Annotated in this window: 20 protein-coding genes and 1 tRNA gene; 6 read left to right on the top strand and 15 right to left on the bottom strand. The window is 70.8% G+C overall.

Annotation, left to right across the window (positions count from 1 at the left end):
* Nucleotides 1-26 precede the first annotated feature (26 nt).
* Nucleotides 27-791, top strand: a complete 765-nt coding sequence (locus tag M3M55_RS15220; RefSeq protein ID WP_249010355.1) for an enoyl-CoA hydratase/isomerase family protein — start codon at nucleotides 27-29, stop codon at nucleotides 789-791.
* A 66-nt stretch (nucleotides 792-857) separates the two neighbouring features.
* A complete protein-coding gene (locus tag M3M55_RS15225) occupies nucleotides 858-1,274 on the top strand; it encodes a MarR family winged helix-turn-helix transcriptional regulator (RefSeq protein ID WP_249010356.1) in 417 nt (138 codons plus the stop codon).
* Nucleotides 1,275-1,318: 44 nt separating this feature from the next.
* Here the strand turns inward: M3M55_RS15225 and M3M55_RS15230 are convergent, their stop codons facing one another.
* On the bottom strand, nucleotides 1,319-1,585 hold the full coding sequence (locus M3M55_RS15230; RefSeq protein ID WP_249010357.1) for a type II toxin-antitoxin system Phd/YefM family antitoxin: 267 nt from the start codon (nucleotides 1,583-1,585) through the stop codon (nucleotides 1,319-1,321).
* Nucleotides 1,586-1,741: 156 nt separating this feature from the next.
* Between M3M55_RS15230 and M3M55_RS15235 the strand changes: the two genes are divergently transcribed.
* Complete coding sequence (locus M3M55_RS15235; protein WP_249010358.1) at nucleotides 1,742-1,969, top strand: type II toxin-antitoxin system HicB family antitoxin; 228 nt, start codon at nucleotides 1,742-1,744, stop codon at nucleotides 1,967-1,969.
* Nucleotides 1,966-2,160, top strand: a complete 195-nt coding sequence (locus M3M55_RS17665; protein WP_371878705.1) for a type II toxin-antitoxin system HicA family toxin — start codon at nucleotides 1,966-1,968, stop codon at nucleotides 2,158-2,160. The genes M3M55_RS15235 and M3M55_RS17665 overlap by 4 nt, the downstream gene beginning before the upstream one ends.
* A gap of 231 nt (nucleotides 2,161-2,391) precedes the next feature.
* Here M3M55_RS17665 and M3M55_RS15240 read toward each other — a convergent pair.
* Nucleotides 2,392-2,465: transfer RNA gene (locus M3M55_RS15240), tRNA-Pro, on the bottom strand.
* Between the two features lie 122 nt (nucleotides 2,466-2,587).
* Complete coding sequence (locus M3M55_RS15245) at nucleotides 2,588-3,244, bottom strand: peroxiredoxin (RefSeq protein WP_249010359.1); 657 nt, start codon at nucleotides 3,242-3,244, stop codon at nucleotides 2,588-2,590.
* 161 nt (nucleotides 3,245-3,405) lie between these two features.
* Between M3M55_RS15245 and M3M55_RS15250 the strand changes: the two genes are divergently transcribed.
* Nucleotides 3,406-3,600, top strand: coding sequence for a hypothetical protein (locus M3M55_RS15250; protein WP_249010360.1), 195 nt, complete (start codon nucleotides 3,406-3,408; stop codon nucleotides 3,598-3,600).
* A 72-nt stretch (nucleotides 3,601-3,672) separates the two neighbouring features.
* On the opposite strand, the gene ligA is transcribed toward M3M55_RS15250, so the two are convergent.
* The 4 genes from ligA to M3M55_RS15270 all read right to left on the bottom strand — a co-directional run bounded on the left by ligA (nucleotide 3,673) and on the right by M3M55_RS15270 (nucleotide 7,103).
* The gene (ligA, locus tag M3M55_RS15255; RefSeq protein WP_249010361.1) at nucleotides 3,673-5,730 is read right to left on the bottom strand and encodes an NAD-dependent DNA ligase LigA; all 2,058 of its coding nucleotides are present in this window, start codon (nucleotides 5,728-5,730) and stop codon (nucleotides 3,673-3,675) included.
* Nucleotides 5,723-6,526, bottom strand: a complete 804-nt coding sequence (gene surE / locus M3M55_RS15260; RefSeq protein ID WP_249010362.1) for a 5'/3'-nucleotidase SurE — start codon at nucleotides 6,524-6,526, stop codon at nucleotides 5,723-5,725. Before surE ends, ligA begins: the two co-directional genes overlap by 8 nt.
* Nucleotides 6,527-6,583: 57 nt before the next feature.
* Complete coding sequence (locus M3M55_RS15265) at nucleotides 6,584-6,895, bottom strand: hypothetical protein (protein WP_249010363.1); 312 nt, start codon at nucleotides 6,893-6,895, stop codon at nucleotides 6,584-6,586.
* 67 nt (nucleotides 6,896-6,962) lie between these two features.
* Nucleotides 6,963-7,103, bottom strand: a complete 141-nt coding sequence (locus tag M3M55_RS15270) for a hypothetical protein (protein WP_249010364.1) — start codon at nucleotides 7,101-7,103, stop codon at nucleotides 6,963-6,965.
* Nucleotides 7,104-7,285: 182 nt separating this feature from the next.
* Here M3M55_RS15270 and M3M55_RS15275 point away from each other — a divergent pair, with 182 nt between their 5' ends.
* Complete coding sequence (locus tag M3M55_RS15275; RefSeq protein WP_249010365.1) at nucleotides 7,286-7,618, top strand: hypothetical protein; 333 nt, start codon at nucleotides 7,286-7,288, stop codon at nucleotides 7,616-7,618.
* Nucleotides 7,619-8,054: 436 nt separating this feature from the next.
* Here M3M55_RS15275 and M3M55_RS17670 read toward each other — a convergent pair whose 3' ends face one another.
* The 8 genes from M3M55_RS17670 to M3M55_RS15315 form a co-directional block, all read right to left on the bottom strand.
* Complete coding sequence (locus M3M55_RS17670; protein WP_371878706.1) at nucleotides 8,055-8,456, bottom strand: type II toxin-antitoxin system VapC family toxin; 402 nt, start codon at nucleotides 8,454-8,456, stop codon at nucleotides 8,055-8,057.
* Nucleotides 8,444-8,692: a CopG family transcriptional regulator gene (locus M3M55_RS15285; RefSeq protein ID WP_249010367.1), complete on the bottom strand. Its 249-nt coding sequence runs from the start codon at nucleotides 8,690-8,692 to the stop codon at nucleotides 8,444-8,446. Before M3M55_RS15285 ends, M3M55_RS17670 begins: the two co-directional genes overlap by 13 nt.
* A 15-nt stretch (nucleotides 8,693-8,707) precedes the next feature.
* Nucleotides 8,708-9,370 carry an RES family NAD+ phosphorylase gene (locus M3M55_RS15290; RefSeq protein WP_249010368.1) on the bottom strand — a complete coding sequence of 221 codons (663 nt, stop codon included), beginning with the start codon at nucleotides 9,368-9,370 and terminating at the stop codon, nucleotides 8,708-8,710.
* A 12-nt stretch (nucleotides 9,371-9,382) separates the two neighbouring features.
* A complete protein-coding gene (locus M3M55_RS15295; RefSeq protein ID WP_249010369.1) occupies nucleotides 9,383-10,057 on the bottom strand; it encodes a hypothetical protein in 675 nt (224 codons plus the stop codon).
* Nucleotides 10,058-10,167: 110 nt separating this feature from the next.
* On the bottom strand, nucleotides 10,168-10,986 hold the full coding sequence (locus M3M55_RS15300) for a polyprenol monophosphomannose synthase (protein ID WP_249010370.1): 819 nt from the start codon (nucleotides 10,984-10,986) through the stop codon (nucleotides 10,168-10,170).
* 40 nt (nucleotides 10,987-11,026) lie between these two features.
* Nucleotides 11,027-13,084 carry a DUF2079 domain-containing protein gene (locus M3M55_RS15305; protein WP_249010371.1) on the bottom strand — a complete coding sequence of 686 codons (2,058 nt, stop codon included), beginning with the start codon at nucleotides 13,082-13,084 and terminating at the stop codon, nucleotides 11,027-11,029.
* Nucleotides 13,081-15,264, bottom strand: a complete 2,184-nt coding sequence (locus M3M55_RS15310) for a hypothetical protein (protein ID WP_249010372.1) — start codon at nucleotides 15,262-15,264, stop codon at nucleotides 13,081-13,083. Before M3M55_RS15310 ends, M3M55_RS15305 begins: the two co-directional genes overlap by 4 nt.
* On the bottom strand, nucleotides 15,261-16,142 hold the full coding sequence (locus M3M55_RS15315; RefSeq protein ID WP_249010373.1) for a YncE family protein: 882 nt from the start codon (nucleotides 16,140-16,142) through the stop codon (nucleotides 15,261-15,263). Before M3M55_RS15315 ends, M3M55_RS15310 begins: the two co-directional genes overlap by 4 nt.
* Nucleotides 16,143-16,174: the final 32 nt, after the last annotated feature.

Genomic DNA, 16,174 nt, shown 5'->3' on the forward strand with positions numbered 1-16,174 from the left:
AACCCCCAACCGAGGAGGCCCAGCCAATGTCTGCCGGTTCGCCTGTGCTCTATGCGGCCTCTGAGCAGGTGGCGACGATCACCCTCAACCGGCCCGCCCAGGCCAACGCGGTCGACCTCGACGTCGCCCGGTCCCTCGAGCAGGCGATCCTCCGGGCGCTCGGCGACCCGGCCGCGGACGTGCTGCTGCTCGCCGGTGCGGGGGCGCGGTTCTGTGGCGGCGGTGACCTGAGCGCGATGGCGGCCGCGCCGGACCGGCCCGCGTTCATCCGCGAGCTCGCCGACACCGCCCACCGGGCCGTCCTCGCCCTCGATCGCGCCGATAAGCCGGTGCTCGCCGCCGTGCAGGGGGCGGCCGCCGGGATCGGCCTGTCGCTGCTGCTGTCCGCCGACCTCGTCATCGCCGAGACCTCGGCGCGGTTCGTCACCGCCTACACGAGCGTCGGGCTCACCCCCGACGGCGGCATGTCGTGGCTGCTGCCCCGCGCGGTCGGTCAGCGCCGGGCGACCGAGCTGATCCTCACCGCCGCCCCGCTGGGTGCTGAGGCCGCCCAGGCGCTCGGGATCGTCTCGACGGTCTGCCCGGACGGGGAGTCCCTCACCCATGCCCGGGCGGCCGCGGCCGCCCTCACCGCCCGGCCCGGCCACGCCCTCTCCAGCGCCCGCCGCCTGATCCGTGAGAGCTGGAGCCGGCCGCTGGCCGAGCACCTCGACGCGGAGGCGGCGGCGATCAGCGCCGCCGCCGGCACCCCGGAGACCGAGGCGCTGATCCGCCGCTTCCTCGGCGGGTGAGAGCCGGGGCGGCGGGCGGCCCGGGAAATCCACCGCTCCGCAAATATATCGTGTTACGATCATATCGTGGGAGATCAGCCGCTCGACGATGCGACCTATACGCGCCTGCTCGCCCTCCGCACCGGCCTGCGCCACTTCCTCCGCTGGAGCGAGGTCCAGGCTGCTGCGGCCGGGCTCACCGCCGCTCAGCATCAGCTCCTGCTCGCCATCCGTGGCCACGCCGATCCGCGCGGGCCGACGATCGGTGAGGTCGCCGACTACCTGCTGTTGCGCCAGAACTCGGTCGTTGGGCTCGTCGATCGCGCCGACGCCGCCGGCCTCGTCACCCGCACCCGCGACGACGCAGACCACCGGGCGGTCCGCCTCTCCCTCACCGCCGAGGGAGCCAAGCGGCTGGAGGAGCTGTCGGCCCTCCACGTGCAGGAGATCGAGCGCCTCTCCCTGTGGGACCTGAGTTCGGCGGCCTCCGCCCCGAAGCCCTGACGGCGGGAGCCGGGGGCACGCTGCGCGGGCCACCGACGTGAGCATCAGGTCAGATCGCCGTCGAGGAAACCGTCGCTCGCACGAATGTCGTGGACCCAGGTCTGCCACTCCAGCGCCGGCAGCTGCCGCCGCGCACACACGAGATCTGCGGTCTTGGGGAACCGTGGCGGCTTGGGAGTCCCCGTATGGGGGACCACGTCAGCGACGGCCACCCCATGGCGGGTCACGGTGAAGCTCTCACCCGCCTCGACGCGATTGAGGATCTCGGCGTCGTTGTTGCGCAGCTCGCGCTGAGGGATCACCGTCGCCATGCGACAAACGGAGCGTTCACGTAGCCGCGGCCTGCTCGGTCGCCAAACCAATGGCGAGGGGTTGAGACGGTCGCAGGTGGACGCGATCGTCGTGCCCCCCAGCCCTGGTCGAGGTAAGCCTCAGACGCCGGTAGGTGCTGCGGTACCGTTCCGCAGATGAGCGCGCTCAAGTTCAACGTGGTCTACGAGGACGCGGGCGAGGGCTGGGTCTATGCGCACGTGCCCGAACTGCCCGAGGTTCAGACGCAGGGCGAAGACCTCGAGCAGGCACGGTCGATGGTGCTTGATGCGATCTCGATGGTTCTTGACGAGCGTCGCGCTCGCGGCGAGAGCATCCCGGAGCCGGGATGGGCGCTGGTCGAATCCGTTGAGATTGCTGCGTGAAGAAGCGCGACCTCGAGCGATATCTTCAGGAACACGGCTGTCGGCTCCTACGAGAGGGCGCCAACCACGAGATGTGGGAGAACCCCACTACTGGTGACCGCTCGGTTGTTCCGCGTCACCGTGAAATCAAGGCTCCCACCGCTCGTGGGATCTGCCGCCAGCTATCGATACCGCTTCCACCGGCCCGGTAAACAGCGGGTCGCCATGCCCTGGGTTCGGTATCGGCGAGACAAGGAATCGCGACCCTGCCGAGGCCGGGAATTGCGGTGCGGACAAATGCGGGTTCACGCGACTCGCACATGCAGAGTCCGTTATCGCATCCCGAAACGCAGTGAGGGCAAGCGCCCGTCGTACCTAACGGATTCACTTTGCCATCGCTGGACGTCATCTGGCTCATATTGGGTCGGCAGTGGTTGAGCCAATCGGGGCGCCCGGATTCGAACCGGGGACCTCACCGACCCGAACGGTGCGCGCTACCAGGCTGCGCCACGCCCCGAGTCGGGCCCAGTGTAGGACGCTCGCCGCGAATGCGCGTTCCGCGGAACACACTCAAGGCGAGGTTGAGGGTACGCGGGGCGGTGCTCGCACCGGGGTCGGGAACGGGGAGCAGCCGAACGCTCAGGGCGCCGGGACGATCCGCATGTAGGGAAGCGGCTGGCGCCAGCCCTCCGGATACCGGTCGCGGGCCTGCTCGTCACTGACCGAACCGGCGAGCACCACGTCCTCACCGGGCTGCCACTGCGCCGGCGTGCCGACCTGATGTGCGGCGGTGAGTTGGAGTGAGTCGATCACGCGCAGGATCTCGTCAAAGTTGCGCCCGGTCGTCATCGGGTAGATCAATACGAGTGCGATCTTCTTGCCCGGGTTGATGACGAAGACGTTGCGCAGCGTCGCGTTCTGGGCCGCGGTGCGCGCGGTGGGATCGCCGGACACGTCGGGGGGGAGCATGCCGTAGGCCTTGCTGATGGCATGATCGGTGTCGGCGATGATCGGGTAGTTGACCGCGGTTCCCTGGATCTTCTCGATGTCCTGAGACCACCTGGCGCTCCCGTCGACCGGATCGGTCGAGATCGCAATGATCTTGACCCCGCGACGGTCGAACTCAGGCTTGATGGAGGCCATGTAGCCCAGCTCGGTCGTGCAGATCGGGGTGAAGGCGCGCGGATGACTGAACAGCACGGCCCAGCTGTCTCCGATCCAGTCATGGAACCGGATCTCACCGGCTGTGGTCGTGGCGGTGAAGTCAGGGGCGTCGTCACCGATCGTCAGGGGCATGCGTCCTCCTCAATCCGGGCGTAGAAAACTGTCGTAACTCGATCAAGTTTACACCGTTTAGCCGTTCGGAGACTTCAGCGCCCGGGGTTGATCGCGTCCGTCTCTGGTGGGAGACTCAGATGATCATCCGGGTAGGGACCTCGACAAAGGAGGACAGTCCTATGACCAACCACCTGACGCCCACCGAGCTCGCACGTGAGGCCGGCATCGACCGCCAGGATGTGATCAGCAAGTGCGTGGCACTGGGCGTCCCGATCTTCCACGGGAAGATCGACAAGACGCTGTTCAAGGCGACTCTCGAGCACGCGGGCGAGCCGCTCAGCTTCGCCGAGGGACCCGAGGTCCGCGCGACCTGAACCGCGTTCCGCGGAACACCCTCACGTTGAACGTGAGGGTTTTCGCAGCCGCCGCGGCGGTGACCGGGCTGTTCAGCTCTCCTTGTCCGCGGCAGGCCCTGTCGCGAGCAGTTCCACCAGCCCCGCCTCATCAAGGACGGGCACCCCGAGGCTCTCGGCCTTGGCGAGCTTGGAGCCGGCCGCCTCACCGGCGATCAGGTAGCTCGTCTTCTTCGACACCGAGCCGGTCACCTTGCCGCCCGCGTTCTGGATGAGGGCGGTCGCCTCCTCACGGGTGAGCTCGGGCAGGGTGCCGGTGAGGACGAACGTGAGCCCCGACAGGGCCCCCTCCCCCGGTGGGGGTCCGTCCTCGACAAAGCGCAGCCCGAGCTCGCGCAGGTCCTCGATCAGGGCGACCATCTTCGGGTCCGCGAGCTGGGCGCAGATGGCGGCGGCCATCTTCGGTCCGACCCCCGGGGTCTGGCTGATCTCCTCCTCCCCGGCGGCGAGCAGCGCGTCGATGCTGCGGAACTGGCGGGCGAGGTTCTCCCCGGTGACCGCACCGACCTCCTCAATCCCGATCGCGAACAGCACCCGCCCGAACGGCTGGGCCTTGGACGCCTCGATCGCGGTCATGAGCTTCTCCGCCGAACGGGCCCCGAACCCGTCGAGCTGCGCGAGCCGGGCCGCGTCGAGGCGGTAGAAGTCCGCGGCGCTGCGCACCCAGCCGAGCTCCATCAGGCGGCTGACGAGCTTCTCCCCCAGCCCGACGATGTCCATCACCCCGGCGAAGGTCGTCAGCAGCTGCCAGCGCCGCCCGGCACAGTCCCGGTTCGGGCAGCGGGTGAACACCGACCCTTCCGGTTTGACCGTCGGCGTCTCACAGACCGGACAGCGGGCGGGAACCTGGGGCCGCGGCGGCCGGTCGGCCGCCTCGACGACGTGGGGGGCCGGGGAGAGCACCTGGGGGATGACGTCCCCGGCGCGCAGGACGATCACGTCCTCCCCCGGGCGGATGTCCTTGCGGGCGAGGTCCTCCTCGTTGTGGAGGGTGGCGAGCTTGATCGTCACCCCCGCCACCCGGACGGGCTCGAGCTCGGCGTAGGGGTGGAGATCCCCGAACTTGCCGGGGTTCCAGCGGACCGCCAGCAGCCGTGTCTTGGCGGTCGTCGGCGGGAACTTCCAGGCGATCGCCCAGCGCGGGTCGCGGCCGACAACCCCGAGCCGGCGCTGGAGCTCGTAGTCATCGACCTTGATCACGACCCCGTCGATCTCGAAGTCGAGGGCGCCCCGGCGGGCCGCCCACGCCTCACACTGGGCGATCACCGCCTCCGCGGAGTCGAGGGTGGTGATGTCCGGGTTGACCGGGAACCCGTGGGCGGCCAGCCAGGCGAGCGCGTCGGTGTGGGAGTGCAGCTCGAGCCCGTCGGTGACCCCGACCTGGTAGGCCCAGAAGGAGAGGGGCCGCTGGGCGGTGAGGCGCGGGTCGAGCTGGCGGATCGTTCCGGCCGCCGAGTTGCGCGGGTTCATGAACGTCGACAGGCCCGCCTCGGCCCGGCGTTCGTTGAGGGCGGTGAAGTCCGACAGGGACATGTACACCTCTCCGCGGACCTCCACCAGGGCGGGCGGCGTCTCCCCGGGGGCGAGGACGAGCCGGGGCGGGATCACCGCGATCGTGCGGACGTTGTGGGTGACGTCCTCCCCGATCTCCCCGTCCCCGCGGGTCGCGCCCCGCTCGAGCACTCCGTCCCGGTAGATCAGCGACATCGCCAGCCCGTCGATCTTCGGCTCGGCGACGAAGCGGAAGGACGGGTCGGCGATCCCCTCCCGGGCAAGGTGGTTGCGCATCCGTGTCACCCAGGCGCGCAGGTCCTCGCCGTTGTGGGCGTTGGCGAGCGACAGCATCCGCTGGAGGTGGGCGACCTTGACGAGGTCGGACACCGGTGCGGCGCCGACCCGGCAGGTCGGCGAATCCTCACTGACCAGCTCCGGATGCTCGGCCTCGATGCCCCGCAGCTCGTCCAGCAGCGCGTCATAGGCGTCATCGGCGATCTCCGGATCGTCGAGCTCGTAGTAGCGGCGGGCGTGGTGGTTCAGCTCAGCCCGCAGCTGCGCCGCCCGGGCGGCCGGATCGGCCGCCGCCTCACTCATGCAGGAGCCGCTCGAGCCCGTGGGCGCTGAGCACGTCGATCGCCTCGTGGTGGGTGAGATCGAAGTGCAGCGGGGTGATCGCGATCTCCCCCGCCGACACCGCGGCGATGTCGGTCCCCGTCTCCTCCGGGTCCGCCCCGGCGTCCCCATAGATCCGGTAGTGACGGCCCTCCCGCTCGTCCTGGCGGACGAGGGACAGCTCGTCCCGGTACACCCGTTTGCCCAGGCGCGCGACCCTCACCCCGGTCGCCGGACGGCCGGGGAAGTTGACGTTGAGCAGCGTCGCCGGTGGGAGCGGGACGTCCTCGAGGTCACGAACGAGCCGGGCGATGAACCGGGCGGCCGGCGCGAAGTCAAAGGCGCCGGCGTCTGAGAAGTCGAGCTCCAGGGCGGTCGACTGCTGGGAGGCGGCGACGCCCGGGATGCCGAGGATGATCCCCTCCAGGGCGGCGGCGACGGTCCCGGAGTAGGTGATGTCATCTCCGATGTTCGAGCCGTGGTTGATCCCGGAGACGACGAGCTGCGGCGTCCAGCCGGCGACGATCCCGAGGCTCGAGAGCCGCACGCAGTCAACCGGTGTGCCGTCGGTGGCAAAGCCGACCGTCCCGTCCGGAAAGGTGACCTCCTTGACCCACAGCGGCCGCCGGGTGGTGATCGACCGCGCCATCGCCGACCGGTTCCCGTCCGGGGCGACGACGACGAGGTCGATCCCGGGGACGTGTTCGAGCAGCGCCCGGCGCTGGGTCTGGAGGCCCTCGGCCTCAATGCCGTCGTCATTGGTGAGGAGTACGCGCACGATCTCGATGCTAACCGTGGCGGCGGCCGCTCCCGCGACCGTCCTGTGATCGGCGCCTCAGGCGGTGTGGACGTCGGCGCGACGGTCGGCGAGCAGGTGGCTGGCCCCGGCGGAGACCGCGGCGACGCTGAGCACGGCCGGCCAGGCGCCGATCTTCTTGGCGAGCGGGTGCGAGATCCCGAAGCCGCCGAGGTAGGTGCCGAGCAGCACCGCCGTCGTCGGGGTGCCGTGGCGTTGCCACTGGCGGGCCGACAGCGCGCCACCGAGGGCGAGGACGGCGCCGCCGAGTTGGCGCTGCTGGGTCGTGCGGGCGACGAGGTAGCCCCCGATCAGGGAGCCGGCGGTGATGGGTGCGGTGGAGAGTGCCATACCCCCAGACCCTAGAGAACGCTCCGAGCAAGCGGCGCCGTGCTGCACTTTCTGTAGCGCCGTGATGTCACTTTCTGTAGCGTAGAGGTCGCTCCTGATCGGAGACCTGCGCGGCCTGGCCGTCGAGCACGCCTGGATCGTCGGGGGCGAGGATGAGGAGGGTGAGGAGGCCGAGGAGGCCCCCGGACCGCTCGAGCGCTTCGCCCACGCGGAGTCGACCTCCCCGGAGGACGCCGAGCTCGCCCACCGCTGGCTGGACACGCTCACCTACGGCCTCTGGCAGGGTCCGCACGACGGCGCCCTCCCCCGGGGTGTGGCTCGTCGATCTCTGCACCGGAATCGAGCACTACGCCGCGATCCCGGAAAGCCAGTTTCAGGAGCGGCAAACGGGTGGGCCGGCCCGAGCGGCCCGAGCGTCCCGAACCGGTCGGCGTGCTCATCGACGACTACGAACTGGCCGCACCGGAGGTGAGCGACTTTCAGTCCAAGGTGATCGGCGCCGGCCTGCCGACGCTGATCGACCTGGTCGCGGAGATGCGGAGCGCCTCCCCGCGACTGGCCAACACCGACGGGGATCCCCTCGTGCTCATTGAGGCGACGCTCGCCACCCCCGATCCGGCCGGGGCGCTGGCCGCGCTGTCGGGCCACCCGGACTTTGAGCCCGCCGACGGGGTGGATGATGATGACGGTGGCGCTGGAGGCCGAGTTGCGCCGGCGTGGTGAGAGCACTGAGGTGACCGAGCCGGACGGGCCGCGCCGCTGGATCCGCGGGACCGTCGCGCCTGCGGACGGGGCGCTGCGCCTGTCGGTCAACTCCGAGGAGCGCCTCGAGCGGTTCTGCGCCCTGCTGGATGGGCTCGGCATCCCGTTTGAGATCGCGCGCCGGGATGTGATCGACCCGAGCCTTGACATGGCGCCGATCCGCGCGGGCGCGATCGGGGCCGGCAGCCCACCGCCGGAGGTCGCCGCCGCCTGGCTGGCCAGCTGGCCGGACGAGCCGGTCCCCGCCCTCGGCGGACTCACCCCCCGCCAGGCCGCCGCCTCTGACCGCGAGCGACCCTACCTGGAGGCGCTGCTGCGCGACTTCGAGCACGCCGGCGACCACGAGCGCGCCCGGGGCGGCCGTCCGGCCGACAGCGGCGGGCGGACACGCGGCTCGTCACAGATGTGCGGCTGGGACGACCACTCGCGGATGTGCCGTGCACCACCGGGCGTCAAAGGTCCAGATCTCATCCGCGTCGATCAGGTCAGCCACCACGAGAGCGATGGCATCGGGAAGACTGAGCGCCCGATGAGCGGCCCGCCATCGCGCGGCGGCGTCCGCGATCTCGGACGTCACCGGAACGGTCTCGCACCCATCGACGAAGTCACGGGCGACCGATAACTGGGCGGCCCCCGCAGCCGACGGGCCGACCAGGATCTCCGCGCGCGTGGTCGCCGCGATCACCAGCTCATCATGGGTCGCCCGCGCGAGCGCGCCAGCTGCCGCTCGATGGTGTGGATCGCCGGCTGTGAGCGCCGCGATCGCGACGCTCGCATCCAGGACGATCAGCCGCGCCAACCCGAGCGGACGTCATCGAGGTAGCCCGGGGGGAAGACGGCGGGATCCGAGGACCCGATCGCCTGCAGCAGCCGGGCACGACGGGTGGCCCGCTCAGCCTGTCCCGCGGGCGCGCCGAGCAGCTCATGGCGGACGGCTGTGCGGATCAGTTCCGCCTCACTCGTACCGCGATCCCTCGCCGCGAGCTTGAGCTCACGGTGCAGCTCGTCGGGGAGATACACCGTTGTCTTGATCACCTCCCGGACTTTACCCTACCTCTCGTATGGTGGCGGCGCCGCTGACGCGGGCGCCGTCGACCAAACGTGAGATGGGTCCATTCGCTCTTCCAACCGGTTCTCAGCGCCCGCCTCCCACGCCGCCAGGGCCCGGTGGGGCACGCCGGCGCCGCGGTGGTGGACGAGCGCGGGCACCCCGGACGGGCAGTGGGCGGAGTCGGCAAGGACGCTGCCGGGCCAGTCGAGCGCATCGATCGGCGTCTGCTGCCACCCGCAGAGCACCCGGGGGGCGAGCACGACAAGGTTGGTCGTGCCCGCGAGCGCGGCGGACGGGGCGAGGAAGGCCTCCACCCCGGCGGCGCGGAGCCGGTCGGCGAGGGCCTGGCAGGGCTGGTGGTCATCGCCGACCAGGTCGGCGGGGGCGAGCCCGTGGGCGGCGGCGCCGGCGAAGCTGAGCTGCAGCGGCGGCTCGCGCAGGGTCGCCCGGATCACCCATATCCGCGCGCGCATCAGCGCCGCGCGCTCCGGTGTGCGGCGGTCCTCGTTGCGCAGCATCTCCGCCCACGGGGTGAGCGGGTGCAGGCACAGGTACTGGGTGTGGCCACGGTCGGCGACGTTGTAGCGGCCGGACGCGAAGTTCTCCACCGCCCACAGCGGCGTCTCGTAGTTGGCGATGCGGAAGGTCGTCAGCTCAAGCACCGCCGCTGGGGCTCAGGCGGCGACGTGGCCGCGGGAGGCCGCGGCGGCCCCGAGCAGGGCCTCGAGGCGGGCGGGGTCGCCGAGCAGCTCGCCCGGAGCGGCACCGTCGAGGTCCTGTCGAGGGGTGTCGAACCAGTCGATGACCCCGGGGGCGGTGAGGCTGTGGCGCAGCTGGTTGACGAGCCGGGCGAGCACCCGCAGGCGCCGCTCCTCCTCGGCGCCGAGGTGCACGGCCTCACCCGCGGCGATCCAGCGCTGGTAGGTGCGCGGGCTGACCCCGACAAGCGCCGCCTTCTGGGCCTGGGGCACCGCCGCGAGCGTCGCCTCCAGCCAGCGGGCGATCGCCCCAGCGGGCTCGGCCTCCCCGACGGGGGCCCGCTCGGCGATCCGGGCGAACAGGAACCGGAGCTGCTCGAGGGCGAGACGGAGCGCGCGCCGCCGGACGGGATCCTCCTCCCGCAGCGCCGCCTGGGCGCGCAGGGCGGCCCCCTGCACCTGGATCCACAGCCACGGGTTGACCGTCGCGACGCTCGAACGGTCCCCCGCACCGATCGCGTCGGCGAGGTCCTCCACGAGCCCGATCACCGCCGCCGGGGTCTCCGCGCTCCCGGCCAGCCGCGCGTTCGCGCCGGCGAGCTCACGCTCGACCACGGCGGGCTGGCGCAGATCACAGCCAGTGGCGGACATCTGTCGTCATCATACGACAGCCCCCGGCAGCCACAGTGTCGGTCGACCCGGCCCACTGGCCGTGATGGCCGGCGCGGCCTGCCGGGCCGCGCCGCCCACCGGCCGCCCGGCTACACCGCCGCGGTGACCTGCTCGCTCAGTTCCGGCGGGCCATCCAGGCGCGCGAGCCGCCGGCGCAGCCGGGTGACGAGCACGAGCGCCTCCAGCGGGATGCGCCAGGACATCTTGCTCGCCCCGGCCCGGCGCTCGCCGAATACGATCGGCACCTCCAGCACCCGGAAGCCCGCCCGGCAGGCAAGCGCCGTCACCTCGATCTGGAAGCCGAACCCGTCCGCCGCGATCGCGTCGAGCCCGATCCGCTCGAGCACCTCCCGGCGGATGCACTTGTAGCCGCCGGTGAGGTCGCACACCGGGAGGCCGAGCCTTCGCTGCGCATAGGCGCTGCCGGCCCGCGACAGGAGCCGGCGCCCGAGCCCCCAGTCAGTCACCCCACCGCCGCTGATGTACCGGGACCCGAGCACGAGATCGGCGCCCTCCAGCGCCGCAAGGAGATCGGGCAGGTACGCCGGGTTGTGGGAGAAGTCGGCATCCATCTCCACGATCACCTCCGCCCCGGCGGCCAGCGCGTGACGGAAACCCGCGACGTAGGCCCGGGCAAGCCCGTCCTTGGCGGGGCGTTCAAGCACCTCGACGCACCCGAGCGTTCTCGCCGCCGCCCGCGCCTGCTCGGCGGTCCCGTCCGGAGAGCCGTCGTCAACGACGAGGATCCGAAACCCCGCTGGCCTCGCCACCGCGAGCACCTCGGCGACCGCGGTGAGCAGCGGGCCGATGTTCTCCGCCTCGTCGTAGGTGGGGATCACGACCCACAGCGGCACCGTCCCTGCTGGGCCCGCGTCATTCCCGGCGGTTGTGAGGTCGGGGCCGTTCATCACGGGTGGTTGCGGTCCGCCCGGGAGAGGACCGAGGCGGTCAGGGGCCGCCATCACGGTGCAGCAGCAGGCTGTAGACCGAGACGGCATCATTGCCGCCCGGGGACCAGACCCGGAGCTCGAGTTGGTCCCCTCCGGCCGGAAGGGGCTGTTGCTCGGACCAGGGTCCGAAGCCGCTGAACTGGTGCGGTCGGGCGATGTGGCGCAGCACCCCGGTCACCGAGACCGTCACCGGCGTGTTCGCCCCCGGGAAATCGGTCCGGGCCAGCAGCGTCGAGGTGTCGGCGTTCCACAGTTCGAGCCGCACCGGGCCGGACGCGGCGAGGCGAGCGGTGGCCGTATAGGTGCCCGGCAGCTCCCGGAAGTAGTCGTGGGCAACGACATATCCCGGCTTGCCGTTGCTCGCGACGAACCAGTCAGCCGGGGGGCCCTGGTGGACGACGGTGCCCGCGCTGCCACTCACCGTCCACGCCGGAACCCGCGCGGGGGCGGTCAGGCGGATCGTGTGGACGGAAGGAGGTGGCGTCCAGCGAAAGGCCCAGACGCCATTCGCGTCGGCGACCTCGTGGACGCCGGGGGTGGAGACAAGGCGGCTGATCAGGCCGTCTGAGGCGCTGACCGGAGCGGTCTCAATCCCAATCAAGGGCGTGACGATGAACCAAACCGTCTGCGCCCTGCGGGGCACAACCCCGACTCCGGGGGCGATGCGAAACACCCACCGACGATCCGCAAACGCGCCAATCTCACCTCCAGAAACAACGACCTCGGCTTGTGGCCCGATGCGTCGCCGTACGGAAGCCAGAGTCCGCGCCGCTGGCGCCGGAACCCGAACCCAGGTTGCGCTCAACTGCGGCAGCCAGAGAGCTGACCATGCGAGAGCATTGACACACACCGCGGCGATGAGAACGTAAACCAGGCCCCGATGGTGGACGCGGAGCAGCCGAATCGCCAGCGCGAAGGTTCCGACCGTGATGACCGGATATAGGACCGAACTCTGAAAGCCGGCAAGAGCGAAGCCAGTCGACGGACTGGCGAGCTGACTCTCTGCCAGTGCCAGGACAACCAGCGGCAAAACGGGCGGGTAGAAGACCCCGATCGCACCGCCAGGAGAAACGTTGGCCCACAGCCGCCCCGCATTGCCCTGGAGAACGCGCAGCACACGAGCTGGGTGGGCAAGCATCGCGGTGAGCACTGAAACCACATCGACCCCACGGGCGCTGCTCGGCCCAACCTTCACGGGCAGCAGATCCCCGTAAATGCCAACGCCACTGCTCAACGTCAGTCCCGCTACGTGCAGCCCCTCATACCAAGTGGCGGCGACCATGCTCATCACCAGACCAGTCTGCGCTGTACGGCGACTGCTCAGCAAGGCGCCGATGCCTACGGCAAGCTGGTAGCTCGTACTCACATCTCCGGTCAGCAGGCCTGCAGCGAACCACAGCCACCTCGATCTCCGATTGAGCGCGACGGCGCGGAGTGCGCCCACCGCCCAGAGGGTTGCGAAGGTGCCTGCATGTGCGTCGAACGCCTCCGCCCAGAACGTCCACGGGTTCGCGACAAGAACAACCGCCGCAGCGCCGATGATGAGAGCGCTCATTCTGCTGCTATCCGAACCTGGGGAAACTGAGACGACGATTTCCGTCAACCAGAGAAGTGCGAGCGCTTCAGCGCCGGTGAGTGCGGCAGCCTGAGCCCACTTGATCAGCACAGCATGGGGCCCAAGCCAGACGACGGGCGCCAGGAGGTACTCCAAGAACACGCCATGGTCGCGGATGAAGGAATGGCCGAAGTACGACAGATACGGCGAGAGGTCGCCCCGCAAGATCAGGGCGAGAGGCTGAGCAAACGTAGTGAAATCTGGCGTGAGAGAAAAGCGGTGCACCTCAAACGCGCTCCAAGCACACAGCGCGATAAGCTGAGCGACGATCACCGCAAGGCCGAGCCCAAGGGCCCAGTGCACCGAGGCGGGCCACTCAGACCGCGGCGGCGGGGAGAGCGGTTCGGCGGTCTGCCAGGCGTGCAGGCGCCGGCGCCACCAGCCGGGGCGGTCGGTGGCGGCCTGGGTGCCGAGGTTTGGATCTCCGGTGAGGGTGCTCATCGGCCGATGAAACGGATCGGGAGGATGTTCGAGTAGCCGTAGGGGTAGAAGTTCGTGGCGTTCACGAGGTTGGCCTCAAAGTAGACGGGCTCGAGATCGGGCTGGCTGTCGCGGATGTGGAAGGTCGCGACGCCGTGGGCGTTCGTGTAGGCCCGTACCGGGGTCTGGCCGGGGTTGGCGTTGTTGATCTGGGCCTCAGAGAGGATCAGGCCTCCCTGGTCGTAGATGATCTGGCCGAGGTAGACGGGCTCGTTGGCGCGGGCGACCGGTGCGTCGAGGTGGTTGAACAACTGGGCGCGGACGGTGATCTCGCGCCCGACGGGAATCTCAGCGTTCACGGCGGCCGGCAGCAGGGCAAGGTGGAGGCTGGCGGGGATGTAGGGACCCGTGACGCTGACCGTGTTCGGGCCCTGGGTGAACGCCATCACGGAGAAGCCGCCGGTGATCGGCGGCTGAGCTGGGAAGTTCGGGGCGATGATGCTCACGCTCGCGGTGTGGTGGGGGGCGATCACCGCCGGCCCCGCGGAGCGGAGCCAGAAGGTCGTCACCTGGCCTCCCTCATCGAGGGTGAAGTCGGGCCGCAACGGCCGGCCGGTGTGGTTGGACACCGCGAGGGTGAGCTGCTGGATCGTGGCGAGCTGGCCGGTCGTGCGGATGCTGGTGATCCGCAGGCCCAGCGGCGCCCCGGCCGCGAGCGCGTCAGTGAGGGCGGCGGCGAAGGCGAGCGTCGCGGCGAGCAGCGCTGCCGCCCAGATCCGTCGTCCTCGGGGGCGGCGCGATGGTGTGGACACCTCCGGGGCTCCGTCCACATTCGAGTGCGGCTGGACCCCTCCCCCGTCCGCCGGCTCGCCCGGGGACTCCGAGGCGACCCGCGATGCCGGAGCGTGGCGGACGGTGGCGGCGGAGATGACAAGGACGGGCAGGAGGGAGACGAGGTAGCTGCCGTAGGAGCGGGAGGCGAAGAAGAGGATGATCGACGGCAGCACGAAGGTGGCCGGCCACAGCAGCGGCCGGGTGCCGAGGAACACGAGCAGCAGCACGACCCCGAGCAGCCCGGTGGCAATGGTGAACGCGCTGAGGGAGCCGCCGCCGACACCGGCGAACAGGGTAAGGCCGACCGCCCCCTGCCCGGCGGGGACGAGCTGGCTCGTGATCGGCACGACGATCCCGCGCAGCCACGCCCCCGGCGTGCTGAGCAGGTAGGGGAGGTTCGGCAGAAGGAAGGCGCCGAGGCTGATGAGCAGGTAGGCGCCGGCGCGGCGCAGGGCCGCCCGCGCGCCCGCGCGGGCGTAGGTGTCGGCGGCCAGCCCACAGACGAGGAAGGCCAGCAGCGGCCACGGGGTCTGCTTGACCGCCATCGCCAACCCGAGGGCGACCGGGCCGAGCAGGCTGAGGCGGGTCTCCCCGAACCGGTCCCAGCGGTAGGCGGCGATGACGAGGAACGGCAGGTAGAGAACGTCGGTGACGCCGCCGACCGCATAGGACCCGTAGACGGCGACGCTCGCGACGATCAGGGCGACCGGCCGCAGCGGCCGGGGCAGGAGCGCGAACAGGAGGACGACGGTCAGCGCCCAGGCGCCGACGTTGACGGCGACCGCGAGCTGCCCGGTGATGTGGAGGGCGAGGAAGGGCAGGTAGACGAGGAAGGCGAGGGCCGGGTACGAGAGCTGGGTGACCGCCTGGCCGGCGAGGTTGTAGGAGTAGCCGTCCGGGGAGACCTGAAAGAGGGCAAAGGCGGGCGCCATCGAGTGGACGTAGGGGTTGAGCCCGTGCTCGGCGAGCTGGGCGGCGTACTGGTCAAAGGCGAGCTCATCCGTCCCGTACCCGGGGCCGTTGCGGACCTGGACGTAGGTCCAGGCGACGAACAGGACGATCAGCACGCCGGCGGTGAGCCAGCCGGCCACTCCGCCGAGCGCGCCGAGCCGGGCGAGCCGCGGGGCGGGAAGAGTCGCCACCACGGCGGTTCCCAGGCCCCAGGCCCCGCCGAGGACGACGAGGACACCGACCCAGGTGAAGCTCGTCGCCGCCCCGAGAATCTGGATTGACCAGTTGATCAACGCACAGGCGACGAGCAGCCACAGCAGCCGCTGCCACCAGACCGGGTCAGCGGCGCTCCCGGCTCCCGCGGGCGCGCCGGACGGGGCGCGGCCGGGCCGGCGGGAGAGGGAGAGCACCGTCAAGGTGCCAGGAGTTGGATGTTCCCGAAACTGCCCGCGCCGACGACGTCATAGAGCTCGCTGCCGTTGAGGGCGAGCTGGAGACCGACGCTGTGCGCGGCGGCGGGAAGGACCTTCTGGATGGACTCGGTGGCGAGGTTGACGACGGCGATGTTCGCCGAGGCGGCTGTCCCCTTGAGGACATAGAGCGTGCTGCCCGACGGCGTGATCGCGACCCCGATGCCGGGATCGCCGACCGGGAAGGCAACCATCGCGCGCCCGTTGGCGAGGGACGTCTCCTGCACCGTGCCTGAGCGCTGGACCGTCCACACCGCCGTCTGGTTGGTCGAGGGGACGAGCGCGGTCGCATCCAGCGGAACGGGGACGGTCTTGGTGACCTTGTGGGTGGCGGCGTCGATCACCGTCACGCTCGCGCTCTTGGCGTTGGCGTCCAGGGCGTAGACGGTGACCCCGTTGTTGCCGAACGCGAGGGCCCGGACCGGTGCGCCAACCGGAACGGTCGCCTGGACGGTGCCGTTGGCCCCGTTGAGGATGTCGACCGCGCCGGTGGAGGCGGTGCCGAGCCCGAGGGCGAGCAGACCAGTCGTCGACTGGCCCACCGCCGTCGCGCTGGCAGGCGCCCCGACCGCCTTCTGGGCGTCCCCGGTGGCGAGACTGAGCGCCTGCAGGGTCCGCACTCGGCCACTGCCGCTCAGCGTCCAGATCGTCCCGTTCGGCTGAGGGGGGCCGGCCGAGCGCAGGCCCGCCGGACCGGGGATGATCCGGATCGGCTTGACCCCGGCGGCGCGGGTGGTCGCCGTGGGGGTGGCGGAACCGCCGCCGCAGGCGGTGATGGCGAGAGCCATCACCGCAGCGGCAAGCGTGACCGCCCGAGCGCGCATCGAGGACAACCGCTCAGAGGCGCCGAACGAGA

Origin of the sequence: Conexibacter sp. DBS9H8, assembly GCF_023330685.1 — a bacterium.
GTDB lineage: Bacteria > Actinomycetota > Thermoleophilia > Solirubrobacterales > Solirubrobacteraceae > Palsa-465.